The organism is Streptomyces sp. NPDC017056 (genome assembly GCF_044332485.1).
GTDB lineage: Bacteria > Actinomycetota > Actinomycetes > Streptomycetales > Streptomycetaceae > Streptomyces.
In genome coordinates, this window is sequence record NZ_JBIRPD010000020.1 from 1 (window position 1) to 17363 (window position 17363).

The following is a 17363-nucleotide window of genomic DNA, read 5'->3' on the forward strand; positions in this document are numbered from 1 at the left end:
GCAGTCGCGGAAGCCTTGTCTTGAACGCTGAACCTGGTGTTGCGACGTGTCGGCTGCGGGGAGCCCCCTGCGTGTCCCCGGCCCCGGGCCCGGATAGCGACTATCCCGCCGCGACGGCCGAGGCCCCCCAAAGGGGGCAGTTCTTTGTCTTCCCCCGGTGACCGGTGGCGACATCGCACCTGGTTGCTGCGCTGCGGGTGTCTTTTTCCTCCCCCACCCCCACTCGCGCGGGGTTGCCAAGCCGGCCGGAGGGGGCGTGCAGGGGGGTGTCCCCGCAGCCGACAGCTCGCTACACCAGGTTCAGCTTTCAAGATATGGCGTCCGCGAGTGCGGTGAGGAGTCACCCCCCTGCGCGGCCCCGACCCCACCACAAACCATTGCAACCCCGCGCGCCAGCGCAAACCCCGCGCGTAGCGCGGCCTCGTCTCGCGTGGCCCGGCACCGCCCCGCCTCCGCGTCGTACTCGGTCATGATCACGCCCGCGTGATCCGTAGGCGGCTCTTCCAGGTGAACCGCGTGCCCCGCGCATCGCAGCGCCGTGGCAAGTGCCCGCGAGTGCTCAACCGGCACGACCGAGTCGGACGCGCCGTGCGCGAGACGTACCGGCGCGGCCGGAACCCGGCCCGCCGCCAAGTCGTCCAGGGGCGCAACCCCCGTCGTGCGGGCCGGGACGTCGTAGCGGCCGGCCACGCCGAAGACCGCGGTTGGCGCCCAGCCGTCGAACAGGTCGGGGTGGAGCGCCACCCCGACCGCGGCCCCCGCCCCGGCGGACCAGCCGACGAGGACGAGAGGGCCGCCCGCAGAGCGGGCATGGGTGAGAGACTCCAGCAGATGCGCGCGCCCGCCGTCCTCCGCGTCCGAGCGCCAGTCGGGTACGAGCACCCGAAGTCCCTGGTCGGCCATCGCGCCGGCCAACGGTTCGAGGATGTCCCGTTCGTCGGGGCCGATGCCGTGCCACAGGAGCACCGTACCGACGGGGGCCCCGCCGGGACGGTAGTCGTCCAGGTGTTTGCCGCTCGGGCCGTAGGCCCTTCTCTGCGTTGCCATGGGGCGCACGCTATCCGAGGCGCCTCACGCGCCGACTAGGCTGGGAGGTCGACCGTGCCGCGTCGACCGATCCGAGCGTCGACCGTTCAACGTGCAGGAGTGAGATGGCCGTCAACCTCGTCAATCTGGAAGCCGTGGGCAAGGTGTACGGGACGCGTGCGCTGCTCGACGGTGTCTCCCTGGGGGTCAACGAGGGGGACCGGATCGGCGTCGTGGGGCGTAACGGCGACGGCAAGACGACCTTGATCCGGATTCTCGCGAAGCTGGAGGGCGCCGACGACGGGCGGGTCACGCACAACAGCGGGCTGCGGCTCGGTGTGCTGACGCAGCACGATTCGCTGGATCCGGCCGCCACCGTGTGGCACGAGGTGATCGGCGATCTGGCGGATCACGAGTGGCGGGGCAACGCCAAGATCCGGGATGTGCTGACGGGGCTGTTCGGCGGGCTGGACCTGCCGGGGCTGGGGCAGGGTCTGGACACGGTGATCGGGCCGCTGTCGGGCGGTGAGCGGCGGCGCATCGCGCTGGCGAAGCTGCTGATCGCCGAGCAGGATCTGATCGTGCTGGACGAGCCGACGAACCACCTGGACGTCGAGGGCATCTCGTGGCTGGCCGGCCACCTGCGGGCCCGCAGGTCGGCGCTGGTGTGCGTCACGCACGACCGGTGGTTCCTGGACCAGGTGTGCACGCGGATGTGGGACGTGCAGCGTGGTGACGTCCACGAGTACGAGGGCGGGTACAGCGACTACGTTTTCGCGCGCGCGGAGCGGGAGCGCATCGCGGCGAGCGAGGAGGCCAAGCGGCAGAACCTGATGCGCAAGGAGCTGGCCTGGCTGCGGCGGGGTGCTCCGGCGCGGACCAGTAAGCCGCGCTTCCGTATCGAGGCGGCCAACGAGCTGATCGCGGATGTGCCGCCGCCGCGGGACACGGCCGAGCTGATGAAGTTCGCCAATTCGCGGCTGGGCAAGACGGTTTTCGAGCTGGCGGACGTGACCGTGCAGGCCGGGCCGAAGGTGCTGCTCAAGCATCTGACGTGGCAGCTCGGTCCGGGGGACCGGATCGGCCTGGTGGGGGTGAACGGCGCGGGCAAGACGTCGTTGCTGCGGGCGTTGGCGGAGGCGGCGCGTACGGAGGGTGAGGCGCAGCCCGCGGCGGGCAAGATCGTGGTCGGCAAGACGGTGAAGCTGGCTTATCTGTCGCAGGAGGTCGCGGAGCTGGATCCGGCACTGCGGGTGCTGGAGGCCGTGCAGCGGGTGCGTGAGCGGGTCGATCTGGGCAAGGGCCGGGAGATGACCGCGGGGCAGCTGTGCGAGAAGTTCGGGTTCACGAAGGAGAAGCAGTGGACGCCGGTCGGTGATCTGTCGGGTGGTGAGCGGCGGCGGCTGCAGATTCTGCGGCTGCTGATGGACGAGCCGAACGTGCTGTTCCTGGACGAGCCGACGAACGATCTCGATATTGAGACGTTGACGCAGCTGGAGGACCTGCTCGATGGGTGGGCTGGGTCGCTGGTGGTCATCAGCCACGACCGGTACTTCGTCGAGCGGACGACGGACCGGGTGTTCGCGTTGCTGGGGGACGCGACCTTGCGGATGCTGCCGCGGGGGCTGGACGAGTACCTGGAGCGGCGCCAGAAGGTGATCGACGCGGCGGCGCCCGCGTCTGCTCCGGCGGAGGCCGCGCCGAAGCAGAAGCCGGCGGCCGTGACGCGGGCGGCGCAGAAGGAACTCCAGAAGATCGAGCGGCAGCTCGACCGCATCGGTGAGAAGGAGGCGAAGTTGCACGCGCAGATCGCGGAGCACGCGACGGACTTCGAGAAGGTCGCGGGGCTGGACGCGCAGTTGCGTGAGCTGGCGGGGGAGCGTGAGGAGCTGGAGATGCGCTGGCTGGAGCTGGCGGAGGACGCGTAGGGAGGTTCTGCTGCCCTCGTCGTGGTTGACCGCGTCGGGGGTGGGCAGGATGGGGCGGTGCTTGCCGGGGCGTGCTGGCTCGGGTGTCACTTCTGTCGCATTCGGCCGACAAGCTGTGCGCAAGTGAACGGGATTGGCCGGGATTTCAGCATTGCGGCAGGCTTCTTCCCCTTAAGGGGCGCGCGATGTCGAACAAGCGTGTAGCTTCCGGGGGCAAGGGGCCTGGCGAGGGCCGGGGGGCTGGGCTCGCCGGGGAATTGGGGGGTTGCTGCAATGGGCGTGCGGCTGATGGTGGTCGACGATCACCGACTGCTCGCCGAGGCACTCGCCTCGGCCTTGAAACTGCGTGGGCACCGGGTGCTCGCGGCGGCCGCCCCGAGCACCGGGGCGGCGGACCTGGTGGTGAGCCGGGCTCCCGAAGTGTGCCTGCTGGGCACGGCGGCGCCGGCCGAACCCGGCGCCTTCGACCCCGTCGTGCGCATCAAGAAGGAGCGTCCGCAGGTCGCGGTCGTGGTGCTCGGGCCGGTGCCCAACCCGCGCGGCATAGCGGCCGCTTTCGCGGCGGGCGCCTCCGGGTACGTACGGCACGACGAGCGCATCGAGGGCGTGGAACGCGCCATGATGAAGGCGCGCGCCGGCGAGGCGGCGATAGCGCCGCAGTTGCTCCAGCAAGCGTTCGAGGAGTTACTGCACCCGGCCGCGCAGCCCGACGACGAGGGCGCGCGCCTGCTACAGATGCTCACCCCGCGCGAGGTCGAGGTGCTGGTACGGGTCGCCGAGGGCGAGGACACCCGGCTGATCGCGGCGGGCATGGGCATCGCGCCGAGCACCGCCCGTACGCATGTGCAGCGGGTGCTGATGAAGCTGGGCGTCGGTTCGCGCCTGGAGGCTGCGGCGCTGGCGGCGCGTACCGGGCTGCTGGACCGGGCGGCGTCGCGGGGCGCGGCGGCGCGCGAGGCGGCGGGGGCCGAGGCGGTCCCGCCGCCGTGACGGCGCCGGTCAGTCGGTGTCGTCCTGGAGGGCCGCCAGTTCCTCGGCGGTCGGCGGGACGGTCGGGCGGAGCTTGAGCCAGGCCAGGAAGAACAGGCCGAGCAGCAGCATGCCCAGGCCCGTCCAGAGGTTGATGTTGATGTCCTGGGCCTTCTCCAGGTCCGCGTCGGAGGCGGTGAGCCCGGCGATCGTGACGATGACGCCGTAGAGCGTGAACAGGCCGCCGATGATGAGGCGGATGTCGAAGAGCCGGGCGGCCGTCGCCGACCTGCGTTCGAGGTCGACCTCGTGCTGGTAGTCACTCATGGTGCTGGTTCCTTCGGCTGAGGTGGCGCGTCAGAAGGAGTACGGGACGTAGCAGAGCGCGGCGAGGACGATCGCGCCCCAGCCGAGCAGGGCCGGCTTGCGGTACCAGGCGTCGTCGCCCTTGGCGGGCGGCTCCTCCAGGCCGGGGGACCGGGTGCCGTAGACCAGGCCGGCGAGTTCGGCGGCGGGCTTGGGCTCGGTGAACAGGGTGACGACGACCATGACCACGGCGCCGACGACGAAGGCGACGATCGCGGAGACGAAGTTGGCGCCCTGGTCGGTGGGGATGGCGATGACGCCCTGCTTGTAGATCCAGAAGTAGTTGACCATCGCGGCGGTGGTGCCCGCGACCAGGCCCCACACGCCGGACTTCATGGAGGCCCGCTTCCAGAACATGCCGATGATGAAGACCACGAACATCGGCACGTTGAAGAACGAGAACAGCGTCTGGAGATAGCCCATGATGTTGTTGAAGCTGGCGGCCAGGAAGGCCGTGCCGATGCTGCACAGCACGCCGACGGCGGTGACCAGGCGGCCGAACCGCAGGTAGTAGCGGTCCTCGCGGCCGGTCTTCACGTACTTCGCCCAGATGTCGGAGGTGAAGACCGTGTTGAACGAGGAGACGTTGGCGGCCATGCCCGCCATGAAGGCGGCCAGCAGGCCGGTGACCGCGATGCCCAGGACGCCGTTGGGCAGCAGGTCCCGCATCAGCAGCGGGATGGCGTCGTTGTAGGTCAGGCCGGAGCCCTCCTGGCCGATGCCGGGGATGGCGACCGCGGCGACCAGGCCGGGGATCATCACCAGGAAGGCGATGAACATCTTCGGGTAGGCGGCGATCAGCGGGGTGCGCTGCGCGGCGGAGAGGTTCTTGGCGGACAGGGCGCGCTGCACCTCGGCGAAGTTGGTGGTCCAGTAGCCGAAGGAGAGCACGAAGCCCAGGCCCAGGATGATCGTCAGCCAGTTGGCGCCGAGCGCGTTGGGCTCGCCGATGCCGGTGCCGTCCCAGGCCGTCAGGAAGCTGTGGCCGTGGCTCTTCTCCAGGGACGAGGTCAGCCCGTCCCAGCCGCCGACCCGCTTGAGGCCGATAACGCAGATCGGGATGAGCGCGGCCAGGATGACGAAGAACTGGAGGACCTCGTTGTAGATCGCCGAGGACAGGCCGCCGACGGTGATGTACGCGAGGACGAACAGGCCGGCGACGACGATGGCCACCCACTGCGGCCAGCCCAGCAGCGCTTCCACGACGATCGACAGGGCGTAGAGGTTGACGCCCGCGATGAGGATGGCGGCGAAGGCGAAGAGCACCGAGCTGAGCAGGTGCGCCGACTTGTCGAAGCGCTGGAGCAGGAACTCCGGTACGGAACGGACCCGCGACCCGTAGTAGAACGGCATCATCACCAGGCCGAGGAACACCATGGCGGGGATGGCGCCGATCCAGTACCAGTGCACGACGGCCACGCCGTACTGCGCGCCGGTGGCGGCCATGCCGAGGATCTCGGTGGCGCCGAGGTTGGCGGCGACGAAGGCGAGGCCGGTGACCCAGGCGGGCAGCGACCGCCCGGAGAGGAAGAAGTCCAGGCTGGTCTTCACGCTGCGCCGGGCGGCGAAGCCGATGCCGAGGACGACGACGAAGTAGATGGCGAGAATCGCGTAATCGAGCCCGTTGGTGGGCAGCCGTAGCCCTGCGGCCAGAGTGATCATGGGGGCACTCACTTCTCTGTGCGTGATGAACGCACAGGAACCTACGCGCGGTCGTTGAGAAACTGAACACTTTTGTTGGTTCTCGTGGTGCGATCGTGATCGGACCGGTGGTTTTGTGGGGATTCTTCGGGTGTGTGGCGGGTCGGAGCCGGGCGTTGACGGGGTTGTTTAGTTGTGCTTCATTGTGTGTGTTTGTGTTTGGTGGGTGTGACGGTGTGCCCGAGGAGTGCCCCAGTGAAGAAGACGATGACCCGGCTCGCCGACGGCCGGGAGCTCATCTACTACGACCTGCGCGATGACGCCGTGCGCGAGGACGCCGACCGCCGGCCCCTGGACCCCGTCTCCACCGCCTCCGAGATCCGCCACGACCGCCTGCTCGGCGACGCGGTCGCCGTCGCCTCGCACCGCCAGGGCCGCACGTACCACCCGCCGGCCGACGCCTGCCCCCTGTGCCCCTCCCGGGACGGCCACAACACCGAGATCCCCGCCGCCGACTACGACGTCGCGGTCTTCGAGAACCGTTTCCCCTCGCTGGCCGGCGACAACGGCCGCTGCGAGGTGGTCTGCTTCACCCCCGACCACGACGCCTCCTTCGCCGACCTCACCGAGCAGCAGGCCGCCCTCGTCCTGGAGGCGTGGACCGACCGCACCGCCGAACTCTCCCAACTCCCCGGCGTCCGGCAGGTCTTCTGCTTCGAGAACCGCGGCGCGGAGATCGGCGTCACCCTCGGCCACCCGCACGGCCAGATCTACGCCTACCCCTTCACCACCCCGCGCACCGAACGCATGCTCGCCCAGGTCGCCGCCCACCGCGAGGCGACCGGCGGCCGCAACCTCTTCGACGACGTCCTCGCCGACGAGCGCGCCGACGGCCGCCGGATCGTCCTGGACGCCGGGCACTGGACCGCCTTCGTCCCGTACGCGGCGCACTGGCCGTACGAGGTGCACCTCTACCCCAAGCGCCGGGTCCCCGACTTGCTCGCCCTCGACGAGGAGGCGCGCACAGAGTTCCCACAGGTCTATCTGGAAGTCTTGCGGCGCTTCGACCGGATCTTCGGCCCGGGGGAGCCCCCGACGCCGTACATCTCCGCCTGGCACCAAGCGCCCCTGGACGTCGCGGACCGCGGGGAATTCGCCCTCCACCTAGAGCTTTTCACCGTCCGCCGCACTTCCGGCAAGCTGAAGTTCCTCGCGGGTTCCGAATCCGGCATGAACGTGTTCATCAACGACGTGCCGCCGGAGGCTGCGGCCCAGCGACTGCGAGAGGTAGCGAGCGAGTGAGCAACAAGTACCTGGTCACCGGCGGTGCGGGATACGTGGGCAGCGTCGTGGCCGCCCACCTGGTCGAGGCGGGGCACACCGTCACGGTCCTCGACGACCTGTCCACGGGGCACCGCGACGGCGTACCGGCCGGCACCCGTTTCGTCGAGGGCCGCGTCCAGGACGCCGCCCGCCACCTGGACGCCTCTTACGACGCGGTGCTGCACTTCGCCGCCTTCTCCCAGGTCGGCGAGTCCGTCACCGACCCGGAGAAGTACTGGCGCAACAACGTCGGCGGCACCATGGACCTGCTCGCCGCGATGCGCGGCGCCGGCGTGCGCACGCTGGTCTTCTCCTCCACCGCCGCCACCTACGGCGAGCCCGAGCGCACCCCGATCACCGAGTCCGCGCCCACCGCGCCCACCAGCCCGTACGGCGCCTCCAAGCTGGCCGTCGACCACATGATCGCGGGGGAGTGCGCGGCGCACGGCCTGGCCGCCGTCTCCCTGCGCTATTTCAACGTCGCGGGTGCCTACAAGGACTGCGGCGAGCGGCACGACCCCGAATCGCACCTGATTCCGCTCGTCCTCCAGGTCGCCCAAGGCAAGCGGGAGGCCATCTCCGTCTACGGCGACGACTACCCCACGCCCGACGGCACCTGCGTACGCGACTACATCCACGTCGCCGACCTGGCCGAGGCCCACCTCCTCGCGCTGGGCGCCGCGGCGCCCGGCGAGCACCTGGTCTGCAACCTCGGCAACGGCAACGGCTTCTCCGTACGCGAGGTGATCGAGACCGTCCGCAAGGTCACCGGCCACCCCGTCCCCGAGATCACCGTGGGCCGCCGCGGCGGCGACCCCGCCGTCCTGGTCGCCTCCGCGCAGACCGCCGCCGACCGGCTCGGCTGGCGCCCCAGCCGCGCCGACCTGGCCGGAATCGTCGCGGACGCCTGGCAGTTCGCCCAGCGCAGGGAGGCCCGCACCCCATGAAGGACCAGCGCGCCCGGCACACCGCCGAGCGCTTCCGCGAGGTGTACGGCGCCGCGCCCGCCGGGGTGTGGGCGGCGCCCGGCCGCGTCAACCTGATCGGCGAACACACCGACTACAACGACGGCTTCGTCATGCCTCTGGCGCTGCCGCACACCACCCTCGCCGCCGCCTCGCCCCGTACCGACGGCGTACTGCGCGTGCACTCAGGAGACGACGGCAGCGCCGGCGGCCAGATCGCCGAACTGCGGCTGGACGCCCTGCGCCCGGCCTCCGACGGCGGCTGGGCGGCCTACCCGGCGGGCGTCGTCTGGGCGATGCGCGAGGCCGGACTGCCCGTCGGCGGCGCGGACCTGCACTACGACAGCACCGTCCCGGTCGGCGCCGGGCTGTCCTCGTCGGCCGCCCTGGAGGTCGCCACCGCGCTCGCCCTCGACGACCTGTACGGGCTCGGGCTCTCCCGGCAGCGCCTGGCGCAGCTCGCGCAGCGCGCCGAGAACGCCTTCGTCGGCGTGCCCTGCGGGATCATGGACCAGACCGCGGCGGCCTGCTGCACCGAGGGCCACGCGCTGTTCCTGGACACCCGCGACCTTGCCCAGCGGCAGGTTCCGTTCGATTTGGCGGGGGAGGGGCTGCGGCTTCTGGTGGTCGACACCCGGGTGAAACACGAGCTGGGGGACGGCGCGTACGCGCAGCGGCGCGCCTTGTGCGAGTTCGGCGCGCGGGCGCTCGGCGTACACGCCCTGCGTGATGTGCAGTACGCGCAACTGCCCGCGGCACTGGACGGCCTGGCCACCGGACCGGCGGACGGCGGCCCCGCCGGCGGCCCGGACGTACGGGCCGCCGTGCGGCACGTCGTCACCGAGAACCGGCGCGTCGAGGAGGTCATCGCCCGCCTGGACGCGGGCGACCCCCGCGCCATCGGCCCCCTGCTGACCGACGGGCACGCCTCGCTGCGCGACGACTTCCGGGTCTCCTGCGCCGAACTGGACCTCGCCGTCGCCGCGGCCGGCGCGGCGGGCGCGCTGGGCGCCCGGATGACCGGCGGCGGCTTCGGCGGCTCGGCGGTCGTGCTCGTGGAGGAGGCCGCGGCGGACGCCGTCGCCGGGCGGATCACCCAGGCGTTCGCGGCGGCGGGGCACGCGGCGCCGCGGATCTTCCCGGCCGTACCGGGCGCGGGCGCGCGGCGGCTGGTGTGAGGCCCGCCGCGCCCCGGAAACCACGCACCGGCCGAACGGATTGAGACGATCCTTGTCGACTTCTGTCCCTCGACGGCCGCTGGGCCCCACTCTGAACACTTGGACCGGGCAGTTTTGCCAATAGCCTTCCGTTGCCGCACCCCGTCCGTACTCTGAGTCCCAGCACCGGTGGGGGCCGGTGCTGATCAGGGGGCGAGACAGTCGGGTACGGCGCCCGGGGTGGGAAGGTCAGGCGGCACGGCGGCGGCCGTGCGGCTGCGCCGACCGTTGGTTCCGGGCGTCGTGCCCACTTGGTCCGTTCCCCGAGACAGGGGGTCTCAGTGCAACGCATCCGGGTTCTGGTGGTCGACGACCACCGCATCTTTGCCGAGTCGCTGGCGGCCGCGCTCGCGGCCGAACAGGACGTGGAGGTGGCCGCGGCCGGCAGCGGACCGGCGGCTCTGCGCAGCCTGGAACGGGCGGCCGCGGACGGCCGGCGCTTCGACGTGATGCTCATCGACGCGGACCTCGGCACCGTCGCGGCGCCGCTGGCTTCCGTGCCCGCCCAGCCCGTGCAGGGCCGCGACGGCGCCTCGGACGGCGGCCCGCTGGACGGCATCTCGCTGGTCGCGGGCGTCCGTACGGCCTACCCGTACGTCCGTACCGTCGTGCTCGCCGAGAAGGACGACCCGCGCAGGGCCGCCTTCGCCCTACAGGCGGGCGCCGGCGGCTGGGTCGCCAAGGACTGCTCGCTCTCCCGGCTGCTCGCCGTCATCCGCGGCGTGCTGCGCGACGAGACGCATCTGCCGCCCGCGCTGCTGACCGGCGTCCTGCGGGAGCTGACGGCCGCGCGCAAGCACCGCACCGAGAGCGAACGGCTGGTGGAGTCGCTGACGCCGCGCGAGCGCGAGGTGCTGCGCTGCATGGTGGCGGGCCTGGGCCGCAAGGCGGTCGCCGAGCGGCTGTTCCTGTCGCCGCACACGGTCCGTACGCACATGCAGAACGTGCTCGGCAAGCTGGGGGTGCACTCGACGCTCGCCGCCGTGGCGCTGGCGCGGCGGGCCGGGGTGGGCCCCGTGGAGCTGGAGCCGGCCACGGCGGCGGCCTCCGCGCTCACCTGAGGCGGCGGCGCGGGCGGCCGGTCAGGTGGCCGTCGCCGCCGCCCGGCGCAGGTCCCTCAGTACCGCCACGCCGCGGGCGGGCAGCGCGACCTGGTACGTGTGGTCCTCCCGCTCGCCGCGCGCCCCGGCGAGCACGTCGGCCATCGGGCAGGGCAGGGCGATGTCGGCCGCCCTGCCACCGTGGTTGAGGAGGAACAGGAAGCGTCCACCGGCGCCTTCGCGGACGGTGGCCTGCACGCCCGCCGGCAGCCCGGCCAGCACCGGCCGCACGCCCGCGGCCGCCCGCACGCCGTCCAACAGGGCGCGCATGAGCGCCGGTTCGAGCCGGGTGCCCACGTACGTCGCGGTGCCGGCGCCGTAGCCGTGCCGGGTGACGGCCGGACTGCCGGCCAGCTCGCCGTCCGTGAACTCGGCGACGGCCTCGGCGCCTTCGAGGCGGACGTCCTCCGACCACAGGTCCGCCCGGCCGTCCGGCAGGTCCCAGCCGCCCGCCGCGCCGCCGCACCCCCGTACGCCGACCGCCGTATCCTCTTCCAGCGGCCAGAACTCCTCCACCCGCAGGCCCAGCACCTCCCGCAGCGGTCCGGGGCAGCCGCCGGGGTGCACCCGGTCGCAGTCGTCCACGACCCCCGAGAAGAACGACACCAGCAGCTGCCCGCCGCCCCGCACGTACGACGCCAGCCGCTCGGCGCAGGCCCCGGTCACCGCGTACAGGTTCGGCACGACGACCAGCCGGTAGCCGGACAGGTCGCGGTCAGGGGGCACGACGTCGCACGCGACGCCCGCAGCGAACAGCGGCCGGTAGTGCCCCAGCGCCAGTTCGGGCAGGCGCAGCCGGGACGAGGGGTGCGAGTCCAGCTCCAGGGCCCGCCAGCTGTCCCAGTCCACGACCAGCGCCGCCGTCGGCGGCACGGCCCGCGTCCCCGCGAGCTCCGGCACGGACGCCAGCTCCCGCCCCAGGTCCGACACCTCGCGGAAGACCCGGGTGTCCGTGCCGGCGTGCGGCACCATCGCCGAGTGGAACTTCTCGGCGCCGCCGCGCGACTGCCGCCACTGGAAGTACAGGACCGCGTCCGCGCCCTGCGCGACGGCCTGCCAGCTCCACAGCCGCATCGCGCCCGGCGGCTTCGGGCCGTTGACGGCCCGCCAGTTGACCGCGCCGGGCGCCTGCTCCAGCAGCAGCCAGGGCTGCCCGCCGCGCGCCGAACGCATCAGGTCGAAGGTGAACGCGGCCCTCAGGTGCGTCTCCGGGTCGAAGGGGTCCTGGTAGAAGTCCAGCGCCATCGCGTCCATGTCAGCCGACCACGCGAACGCGTCCACCGGCTTGTGGAACGGCATCAGGTTGGTGGTGACCGGCACCCCGGGGCTCAGCCGGGCCAGCACCTCCTTCTCCGCCAGGTAGCAGCGGCGCAGCGCGTCGTCGCTGAAGCGCAGGTAGTCCAGCTGCTGGGCCGGGTTGGGGAAGGTGGGCGCGGTACGCGGCGGCAGCACCTCGTCGAAGTCCGCGTACGCCTGCGACCAGAAGGCCGTCGACCAGGCGGTGTTGAGCTGCTCCACGCTCCCGTACCGCTCGCGCAGCCAGCGCCGGAAGTCCGCGGCCGACACGTCGCAGAAGCACTGGCGGGTGTGGCAGCCGTACTCGTTGCCGACGTGCCACATGGCCAGCGCCGGGTGCCCGGCGTAGCGGGCCGCGAGCCGCTCGGCGAGCCGGACGGCATGCTCGCGGTAGACCGGGCTGGACGGGCAGTAGTGCTGCCGCCCGCCGGGCCAGCGGCGCTGCCCGTCCGGGCCCTGCGGCAGCACTTCCGGGTGCGCGCGGGTGAGCCAGGGCGGCGGGGAGGCGGTCATGGTGGCCAGGCACACGCGGATGCCGGCGCCGCCGAGGCCGTCCATGACGCGGTCGAACCAGCCGAAGTCGTACGCGCCGGGCCGCGGCTCGGCCCTCGCCCACGAGAAGATCCCGGCGGTGACCATGGTCACGTGGGCCCGCTTCATCAGGCTCAGGTCCTGCTCCCACACCTCCTCGGGCCACTGCTCGGGGTTGTAGTCCGCACCGAAGTGGATTCCCACCGGGCCTCCCGGGTCGCGACGAGTGCGGGTACCGTGCCGCGCGCGGTGTACGGCCGCCCGTACCGCCATGATTCCCCGCCGCGTGCGCCGTACCGCGCACATCCGGCCGCGCGTCAGAACGAGTTCTTGCGCACGCTCCAGCCGCCGTCCACGACCAGCTCGGCCCCCGTCACGTACGACGCGTCACGGGAGAGCAGGAAGGCCACGGCGGCGGCCACCTCCTCCGGGCGCCCGAGCCGCCCGGCCGCCGTCTCCCCGGCGCTGGCCTGCCGCTCCGCCTCGCCGACGGCGTCCCACGCCGCGGTCAGCACCGGCCCCGGCAGCACGCTGTTCACCCGTACGTCCGGCCCGTACTCGACCGCCAGCTGGCGCGCCAGCCCGGTCAGCCCCGCCTTGGCCGCCGCGTACGCGGGACGGCCGGGCAGCCCGAAATGTGCCTGCACCGACGAGGTGAGAACGACCGAACCGCGCCGCTCCCGCAGATCCGCCAGCACCGCCCGCACCCCCAGGAACGCCCCCGTGAGGTTCACCGCGAGCTGCCGGTCCCAGTCCGCCGGCGGCGTCAGCTCGGCGGACGCCGGCGGCACCTGGAGGGCGGCGTTGCCGACCAGGCCGTCCACCGGGCCGTACCGCTGCCGCGCGGCGTGCGCGGCGCGCCGCCAGTCGTCCTCCCGCGCCACGTCGCAGTGCTCGTACGAGGCCCGGCCGCCCAGGGCGCGGATGCGGCGGGCGGTGCGCTCGCCGCGCTCGTCGTCGACGTCCAGGAGCAGCACCTGCGCGCCCTCGGCCGCCAGCCGGTCGGCGGTCGCCGCGCCGATGCCGGCGGCGGCGCCGGTCACCAGGACCGTGCGCCCCGTGAACCGCGACCCGTCCGGCGCCCCGGAGGGCCGCCGGTGCCCCTGCCGCCGGGGGTGGCCGTGCCCCTCGTGACCCTGCCTGCCGTCATGCCCCTGCTGGCCCCGCGGGCCGTGCTGGCTCATGGCCGCGATCCAAGCCCACGGGGCGGGGGGTCGGCAAGAGACGCTGGTCGGGGCGGTGTGCCTCAGCCCGGCGTGTTGTCGAAGGGGGCCGTCAATTGCCGGAGCAGCCCGGCGAGTTCGCCGCGCTGCCGGGGGGACAGCTCGGCCAGGATCGCCCGTTCCTGGGTGAGCAGCCCGGCCAGCGACTCGTCCGCCGCCTCGCGGCCCTCGGGGGTCAGCCGGACGAGCACGCCGCGCCGGTCGCTGGGGTCCGGCAGCCGCTCGACGAGGCCCTTCTTCGCGAGCCTGTCGATGCGGTTGGTCATCGTGCCGGAGGTGACCAGGGTCTGGGTGAGCAGGGCGCCGGGGGAGAGTTGGTACGGCGCCCCGGCGCGGCGCAGCGCGGTGAGCACGTCGAATTCCCAGGGCTCCAGGCCGACCTCGGAGAAGGCGAGGCGGCGGGCGCGGTCGAGGTGTCTGGCCAGCCTGCTGATGCGGCTGAGGACCTCAAGTGGTTCCACGTCGAGGTCCGGGCGCTCCCGGCGCCATGCTGCGACCAGTCGGTCGACCTCGTCCTCCATGTCGATCAGTGTAGTTGGTCTGTCGATGTGAAGTCTCTTGACGTCAAGATATATTTCCGTGGACTATTGGGCATCGTCGGCGATGGGTTCACGCCGCACCCGCGTGGCCTGTACCAGCCCTGTATCAGCTGAAGGGGTTCGAACATGCACGTCGCACCAACCTGGGATCCGCAGCAATACCTGCGCCACGCCGGACACCGCACGCGCCCGTTCCACGACCTGCTCGCCCGCATACCCGAGCTCCCCAACCGTGCACGCCCCGCCCGCATCGCCGACCTCGGCTGCGGCCCCGGCAACGTCACCGTCCAGCTCGCCGACCGCTGGCCCGACGCGCACATCACCGGCCTGGACAGCTCCCCGGACATGCTCAAGGAAGCCGAGCTGTACGCCGGCCCCACCCCCGGCGGCGGCCTCCTCGACTTCGGACCCGCCGACGCCACCCACTGGCGCCCGGAAGAACCGTTCGACCTGATCGTCTCCAACGCGGCGCTGCAGTGGGTCCCGAACCACCCCGACTCCCTGCCGGCCTGGATCGAGGGCCTCACCCCCGGCGGCACCCTCGCCTTCCAGGTCCCCGGCAACTTCACCTCGCCCAGCCACGCACTGCTCGGCGAACTGTGCGACGAACCCCAGTGGCGCGCCCGCCTCGCCGGCCACGGCCGGCGCTTCGTGCACATCCTGGCCCCCACCGCCTACCTGGAACGCCTCACCGCGCTCGGCTGCTCGGTCGACGCCTGGGAGACCACCTACGTCCAGCTCCTCCAGGGCGAGGACCCGGTCCTCGACTGGGTCAAGGGAACCGCCCTGCGCCCGGTGCTGACCGCACTGGAGGACGACCCGGCGGCCCGCGACGAGTTCCTGTCCCAGTACCGCGACCTGCTGCGCAAGTCCTACCCACCCGGCCCGCACGGCACCGTCTTCCCGTTCCGCCGCATCTTCGTGGTGGCACGCAAGGACCGATGACCCCCTGAGGTGAAGCCATGATCACCGGCCTCGACCACGTCCAGCTCGCCGCACCACCCGGCAGCGAAACCGTCCTGCGCGCGTTCTACGGCGGAGTTCTCGGCCTGCGGGAGATCCCCAAGCCGGCCGCGCTCTCAGGGCGCGGTGGGTGCTGGTTCGAGGCCGGTCCGACCGCACAGCTCCACCTGGGCATCGACCCGTGCTTCCGCCCGGCGCGGAAAGCCCACCCGGCCCTGCGCGTCACCGGCCTGCGCGCCCACGCCGCCCGGCTCACCGCCCACGGCGCCCCCGTCACCTGGGACGACGGCCTCCCGGGCCACGACCGCTGCTACACCAGGGACCCCGTCGGCAACCGCCTGGAACTCCTGGAACTCCTGGAGGAGAAGGGCCAGGGGAACACCGCGTAACCGGCCGCCCCCGGGTCAGGACCGGCGGTGGCCTATCAGGCGCGGCTTGGGCTCCAGGCCGTCGAGGCCGTGCCAGGCCAGGTTCACCAGGTGGGCGGCGACCTCCGCCTTCTTCGGCTTGCGGACGTCCAGCCACCACTGGCCGGTCAGCGCGACCATGCCGACCAGGGCCTGCGCGTACAGGGGAGCCAGCTTCGGCTCGAAGCCGCGCGCCTTGAACTCCAGACCCAGAATGTCCTCCACCTGGGTCGCGATGTCGCTGATCAGCGACGCGAAGGTGCCGGTCGACTGGGCGACGGGGGAGTCGCGGACCAGGATGCGGAAGCCGTCCGTGTACGTCTCGATGTAGTCCAGGAGCGCGAACGCGGCCTGCTCCAGCAGCTCACGCGGATGGCCGGCGGTCAGCGCGCCGGTCACCATGTCCAGCAGCTGGCGCATCTCGCGGTCCACCACGACCGCGTACAGCCCCTCCTTGCCACCGAAGTGCTCGTAGACGACGGGCTTGGAGACACCGGCCTTGGCCGCGATCTCCTCCACCGAGGTGCCCTCGAAACCGCGCTCCGCGAAGAGGGCGCGACCGATGTCGAGCAGCTGCTCGCGGCGCTCCGCCCCCGTCATCCGCACCCTGCGGGTACGCCGGGTGCCCGCACCGGAGGGGGCCTTGCCCTGTTTGTCGTTCACGCTGCTGCCGTCGATCGCCACCCGTCAATCATGCCTTCCCCCGCTACCGGCGGCCGGTACCCCCGGTCACGGCACCGTCCTGGCGCCTGGCGTCGATCCGGGCCGCGCTCGGCCAGCGCACGTCGTACGCCCAGCCGGCCTTCTCGAACCAGCGGATGAGACGGGCACTGGAGTCCACCTGCCCCCGCATGACGCCGTGCCGCGCGCTCGTCGGGTCGGCGTGGTGCAGGTTGTGCCAGGACTCGCCGCAGGAGAGCACCGCCAGCCACCACACGTTGCCCGACCGGTCGCGGGACTTGAAAGGGCGCTTGCCCACCGCGTGGCAGATCGAGTTGATCGACCACGTGACGTGGTGGAGCAGCCCGACCCGCACCAGCGAGCCCCAGAAGAACGCGGTGGCCGCGCCCTGCCACGACATCGTGACCAGGCCGCCCACCAGCGGCGGGATCAGCAGGGACACCGTCGTCCACAGGACGAACTGGCGGGAGATCCGGCGGATCGTGTCGTCCTTGATCAGGTCCGGCGCGTACTTGTGCTGCGGCGTCTGCTCCTCGTCGAACATCCACCCGATGTGGGCCCACCACAGGCCCTTCACGAGCGCCGGCACCGTCTCGCCGAACCGCCAGGGGGAGTGCGGGTCGCCCTCGGCGTCGGAGAACTTGTGGTGCTTGCGGTGGTCCGCCACCCAGCGCACCAGCGGCCCCTCGACCGCCAGCGACCCCATGATCGCCAGCGCGATCCGCAGCGGGCGCTTCGCCTTGAAGGAGCCGTGGGTGAAGTAGCGGTGGAAGCCGATCGTGATGCCGTGGCAGCCGATGAAGTACATCGCCGCCAGCAGCGCCAGGTCGAGCCAGCTCACGCCCCAGCCCCAGGCCAGCGGCACCGCGGCCACCAGCGCCACGAAGGGCAGGGTGATGAACAGCAGCAGGGTGATCTGTTCGACCGAGCGTTTGCTGTCGCTGCCCAGCGTCGCGGACGGCAGCGGGGTATCGAGAAGTTTCGGCGAGTCTTCGAGGACTTCGGGGCCAGCGGTCATGTGGTGTCCCTCGTCGGGGGCTCGGGGGCTCGGGGGCTCGGGGGCTCGGGGGCACGGGGGCACGGGGGCACGGTTACGGCTACGGGACCGTAACCTACGGTCTCGTAAGTATGGCAGCGCCGTCTGCTGGGACAAGGGTCCGACAGGTCGGTAACGAGTGACCGAATTGC

General features: G+C 72.1%; 16 protein-coding genes. 8 read left to right on the forward strand and 8 right to left on the reverse strand.

The genetic code is table 11. From position 1 onward, the window contains the following. Positions 1-300 precede the first annotated feature (300 nt). Complete coding sequence (locus ACH4OW_RS30285) at positions 301-1047, reverse strand: alpha/beta hydrolase (protein WP_398030977.1); 747 nt, start codon at positions 1045-1047, stop codon at positions 301-303. A 104-nt stretch (positions 1048-1151) separates the two neighbouring features. Between ACH4OW_RS30285 and ACH4OW_RS30290 the strand changes: the two genes are divergently transcribed. Then, complete coding sequence (locus ACH4OW_RS30290) at positions 1152-2954, forward strand: ABC-F family ATP-binding cassette domain-containing protein (protein WP_398030979.1); 1803 nt, start codon at positions 1152-1154, stop codon at positions 2952-2954. 273 nt (positions 2955-3227) lie between these two features. Next, positions 3228-3944: a LuxR C-terminal-related transcriptional regulator gene (locus tag ACH4OW_RS30295; RefSeq protein WP_398030981.1), complete on the forward strand. Its 717-nt coding sequence runs from the start codon at positions 3228-3230 to the stop codon at positions 3942-3944. A 9-nt stretch (positions 3945-3953) separates the two neighbouring features. Here ACH4OW_RS30295 and ACH4OW_RS30300 read toward each other — a convergent pair whose 3' ends face one another. Further along, positions 3954-4250 (reverse strand): hypothetical protein, encoded by a 297-nt coding sequence (locus ACH4OW_RS30300; protein WP_398030983.1) that lies wholly within the window; start codon positions 4248-4250, stop codon positions 3954-3956. 30 nt (positions 4251-4280) lie between these two features. Continuing rightward, the gene (locus ACH4OW_RS30305) at positions 4281-5951 is read right to left on the reverse strand and encodes a sodium:solute symporter family protein (RefSeq protein ID WP_360127212.1); all 1671 of its coding nucleotides are present in this window, start codon (positions 5949-5951) and stop codon (positions 4281-4283) included. Positions 5952-6185: 234 nt separating this feature from the next. Here ACH4OW_RS30305 and galT point away from each other — a divergent pair, with 234 nt between their 5' ends. The 4 genes from galT (at position 6186) to ACH4OW_RS30325 (ending at position 10496) form a co-directional block, all read left to right on the forward strand. Next, positions 6186-7232, forward strand: a complete 1047-nt coding sequence (galT, locus tag ACH4OW_RS30310) for a galactose-1-phosphate uridylyltransferase (protein ID WP_398030985.1) — start codon at positions 6186-6188, stop codon at positions 7230-7232. Then, a complete protein-coding gene (galE, locus tag ACH4OW_RS30315) occupies positions 7229-8200 on the forward strand; it encodes a UDP-glucose 4-epimerase GalE (protein WP_398030987.1) in 972 nt (323 codons plus the stop codon). Before galT ends, galE begins: the two co-directional genes overlap by 4 nt. Further along, on the forward strand, positions 8197-9396 hold the full coding sequence (gene galK / locus ACH4OW_RS30320) for a galactokinase (RefSeq protein WP_398030989.1): 1200 nt from the start codon (positions 8197-8199) through the stop codon (positions 9394-9396). The genes galE and galK overlap by 4 nt, the downstream gene beginning before the upstream one ends. Before the next feature lie 320 nt (positions 9397-9716). Then, positions 9717-10496: a response regulator transcription factor gene (locus tag ACH4OW_RS30325; RefSeq protein ID WP_360127200.1), complete on the forward strand. Its 780-nt coding sequence runs from the start codon at positions 9717-9719 to the stop codon at positions 10494-10496. A 21-nt stretch (positions 10497-10517) separates the two neighbouring features. On the opposite strand, the gene ACH4OW_RS30330 is transcribed toward ACH4OW_RS30325, so the two are convergent. From ACH4OW_RS30330 to ACH4OW_RS30340, 3 genes are all read right to left on the reverse strand, one after another. Next, the gene (locus ACH4OW_RS30330) at positions 10518-12566 is read right to left on the reverse strand and encodes a beta-galactosidase (RefSeq protein WP_398030991.1); all 2049 of its coding nucleotides are present in this window, start codon (positions 12564-12566) and stop codon (positions 10518-10520) included. 113 nt (positions 12567-12679) lie between these two features. Then, on the reverse strand, positions 12680-13546 hold the full coding sequence (locus ACH4OW_RS30335) for an SDR family oxidoreductase (protein WP_360127194.1): 867 nt from the start codon (positions 13544-13546) through the stop codon (positions 12680-12682). 62 nt (positions 13547-13608) lie between these two features. Then, positions 13609-14106 carry a MarR family transcriptional regulator gene (locus tag ACH4OW_RS30340; protein WP_360127191.1) on the reverse strand — a complete coding sequence of 166 codons (498 nt, stop codon included), beginning with the start codon at positions 14104-14106 and terminating at the stop codon, positions 13609-13611. 144 nt (positions 14107-14250) lie between these two features. On the opposite strand from ACH4OW_RS30340, the gene ACH4OW_RS30345 reads away from it, so the two are divergent. Together ACH4OW_RS30345 and ACH4OW_RS30350 are read left to right on the forward strand one after the other, a co-directional pair. After that, positions 14251-15069 (forward strand): trans-aconitate 2-methyltransferase, encoded by an 819-nt coding sequence (locus ACH4OW_RS30345; RefSeq protein WP_360127188.1) that lies wholly within the window; start codon positions 14251-14253, stop codon positions 15067-15069. 17 nt (positions 15070-15086) lie between these two features. Then, positions 15087-15476, forward strand: a complete 390-nt coding sequence (locus ACH4OW_RS30350; protein WP_398030994.1) for a VOC family protein — start codon at positions 15087-15089, stop codon at positions 15474-15476. Positions 15477-15491: 15 nt separating this feature from the next. Here ACH4OW_RS30350 and ACH4OW_RS30355 read toward each other — a convergent pair whose 3' ends face one another. Together ACH4OW_RS30355 and ACH4OW_RS30360 are read right to left on the reverse strand one after the other, a co-directional pair. Continuing rightward, the gene (locus ACH4OW_RS30355) at positions 15492-16178 is read right to left on the reverse strand and encodes a TetR/AcrR family transcriptional regulator (protein ID WP_360127182.1); all 687 of its coding nucleotides are present in this window, start codon (positions 16176-16178) and stop codon (positions 15492-15494) included. Between the two features lie 22 nt (positions 16179-16200). Beyond that, complete coding sequence (locus tag ACH4OW_RS30360; RefSeq protein WP_398030996.1) at positions 16201-17193, reverse strand: acyl-CoA desaturase; 993 nt, start codon at positions 17191-17193, stop codon at positions 16201-16203. Positions 17194-17363 lie beyond the last annotated feature (170 nt).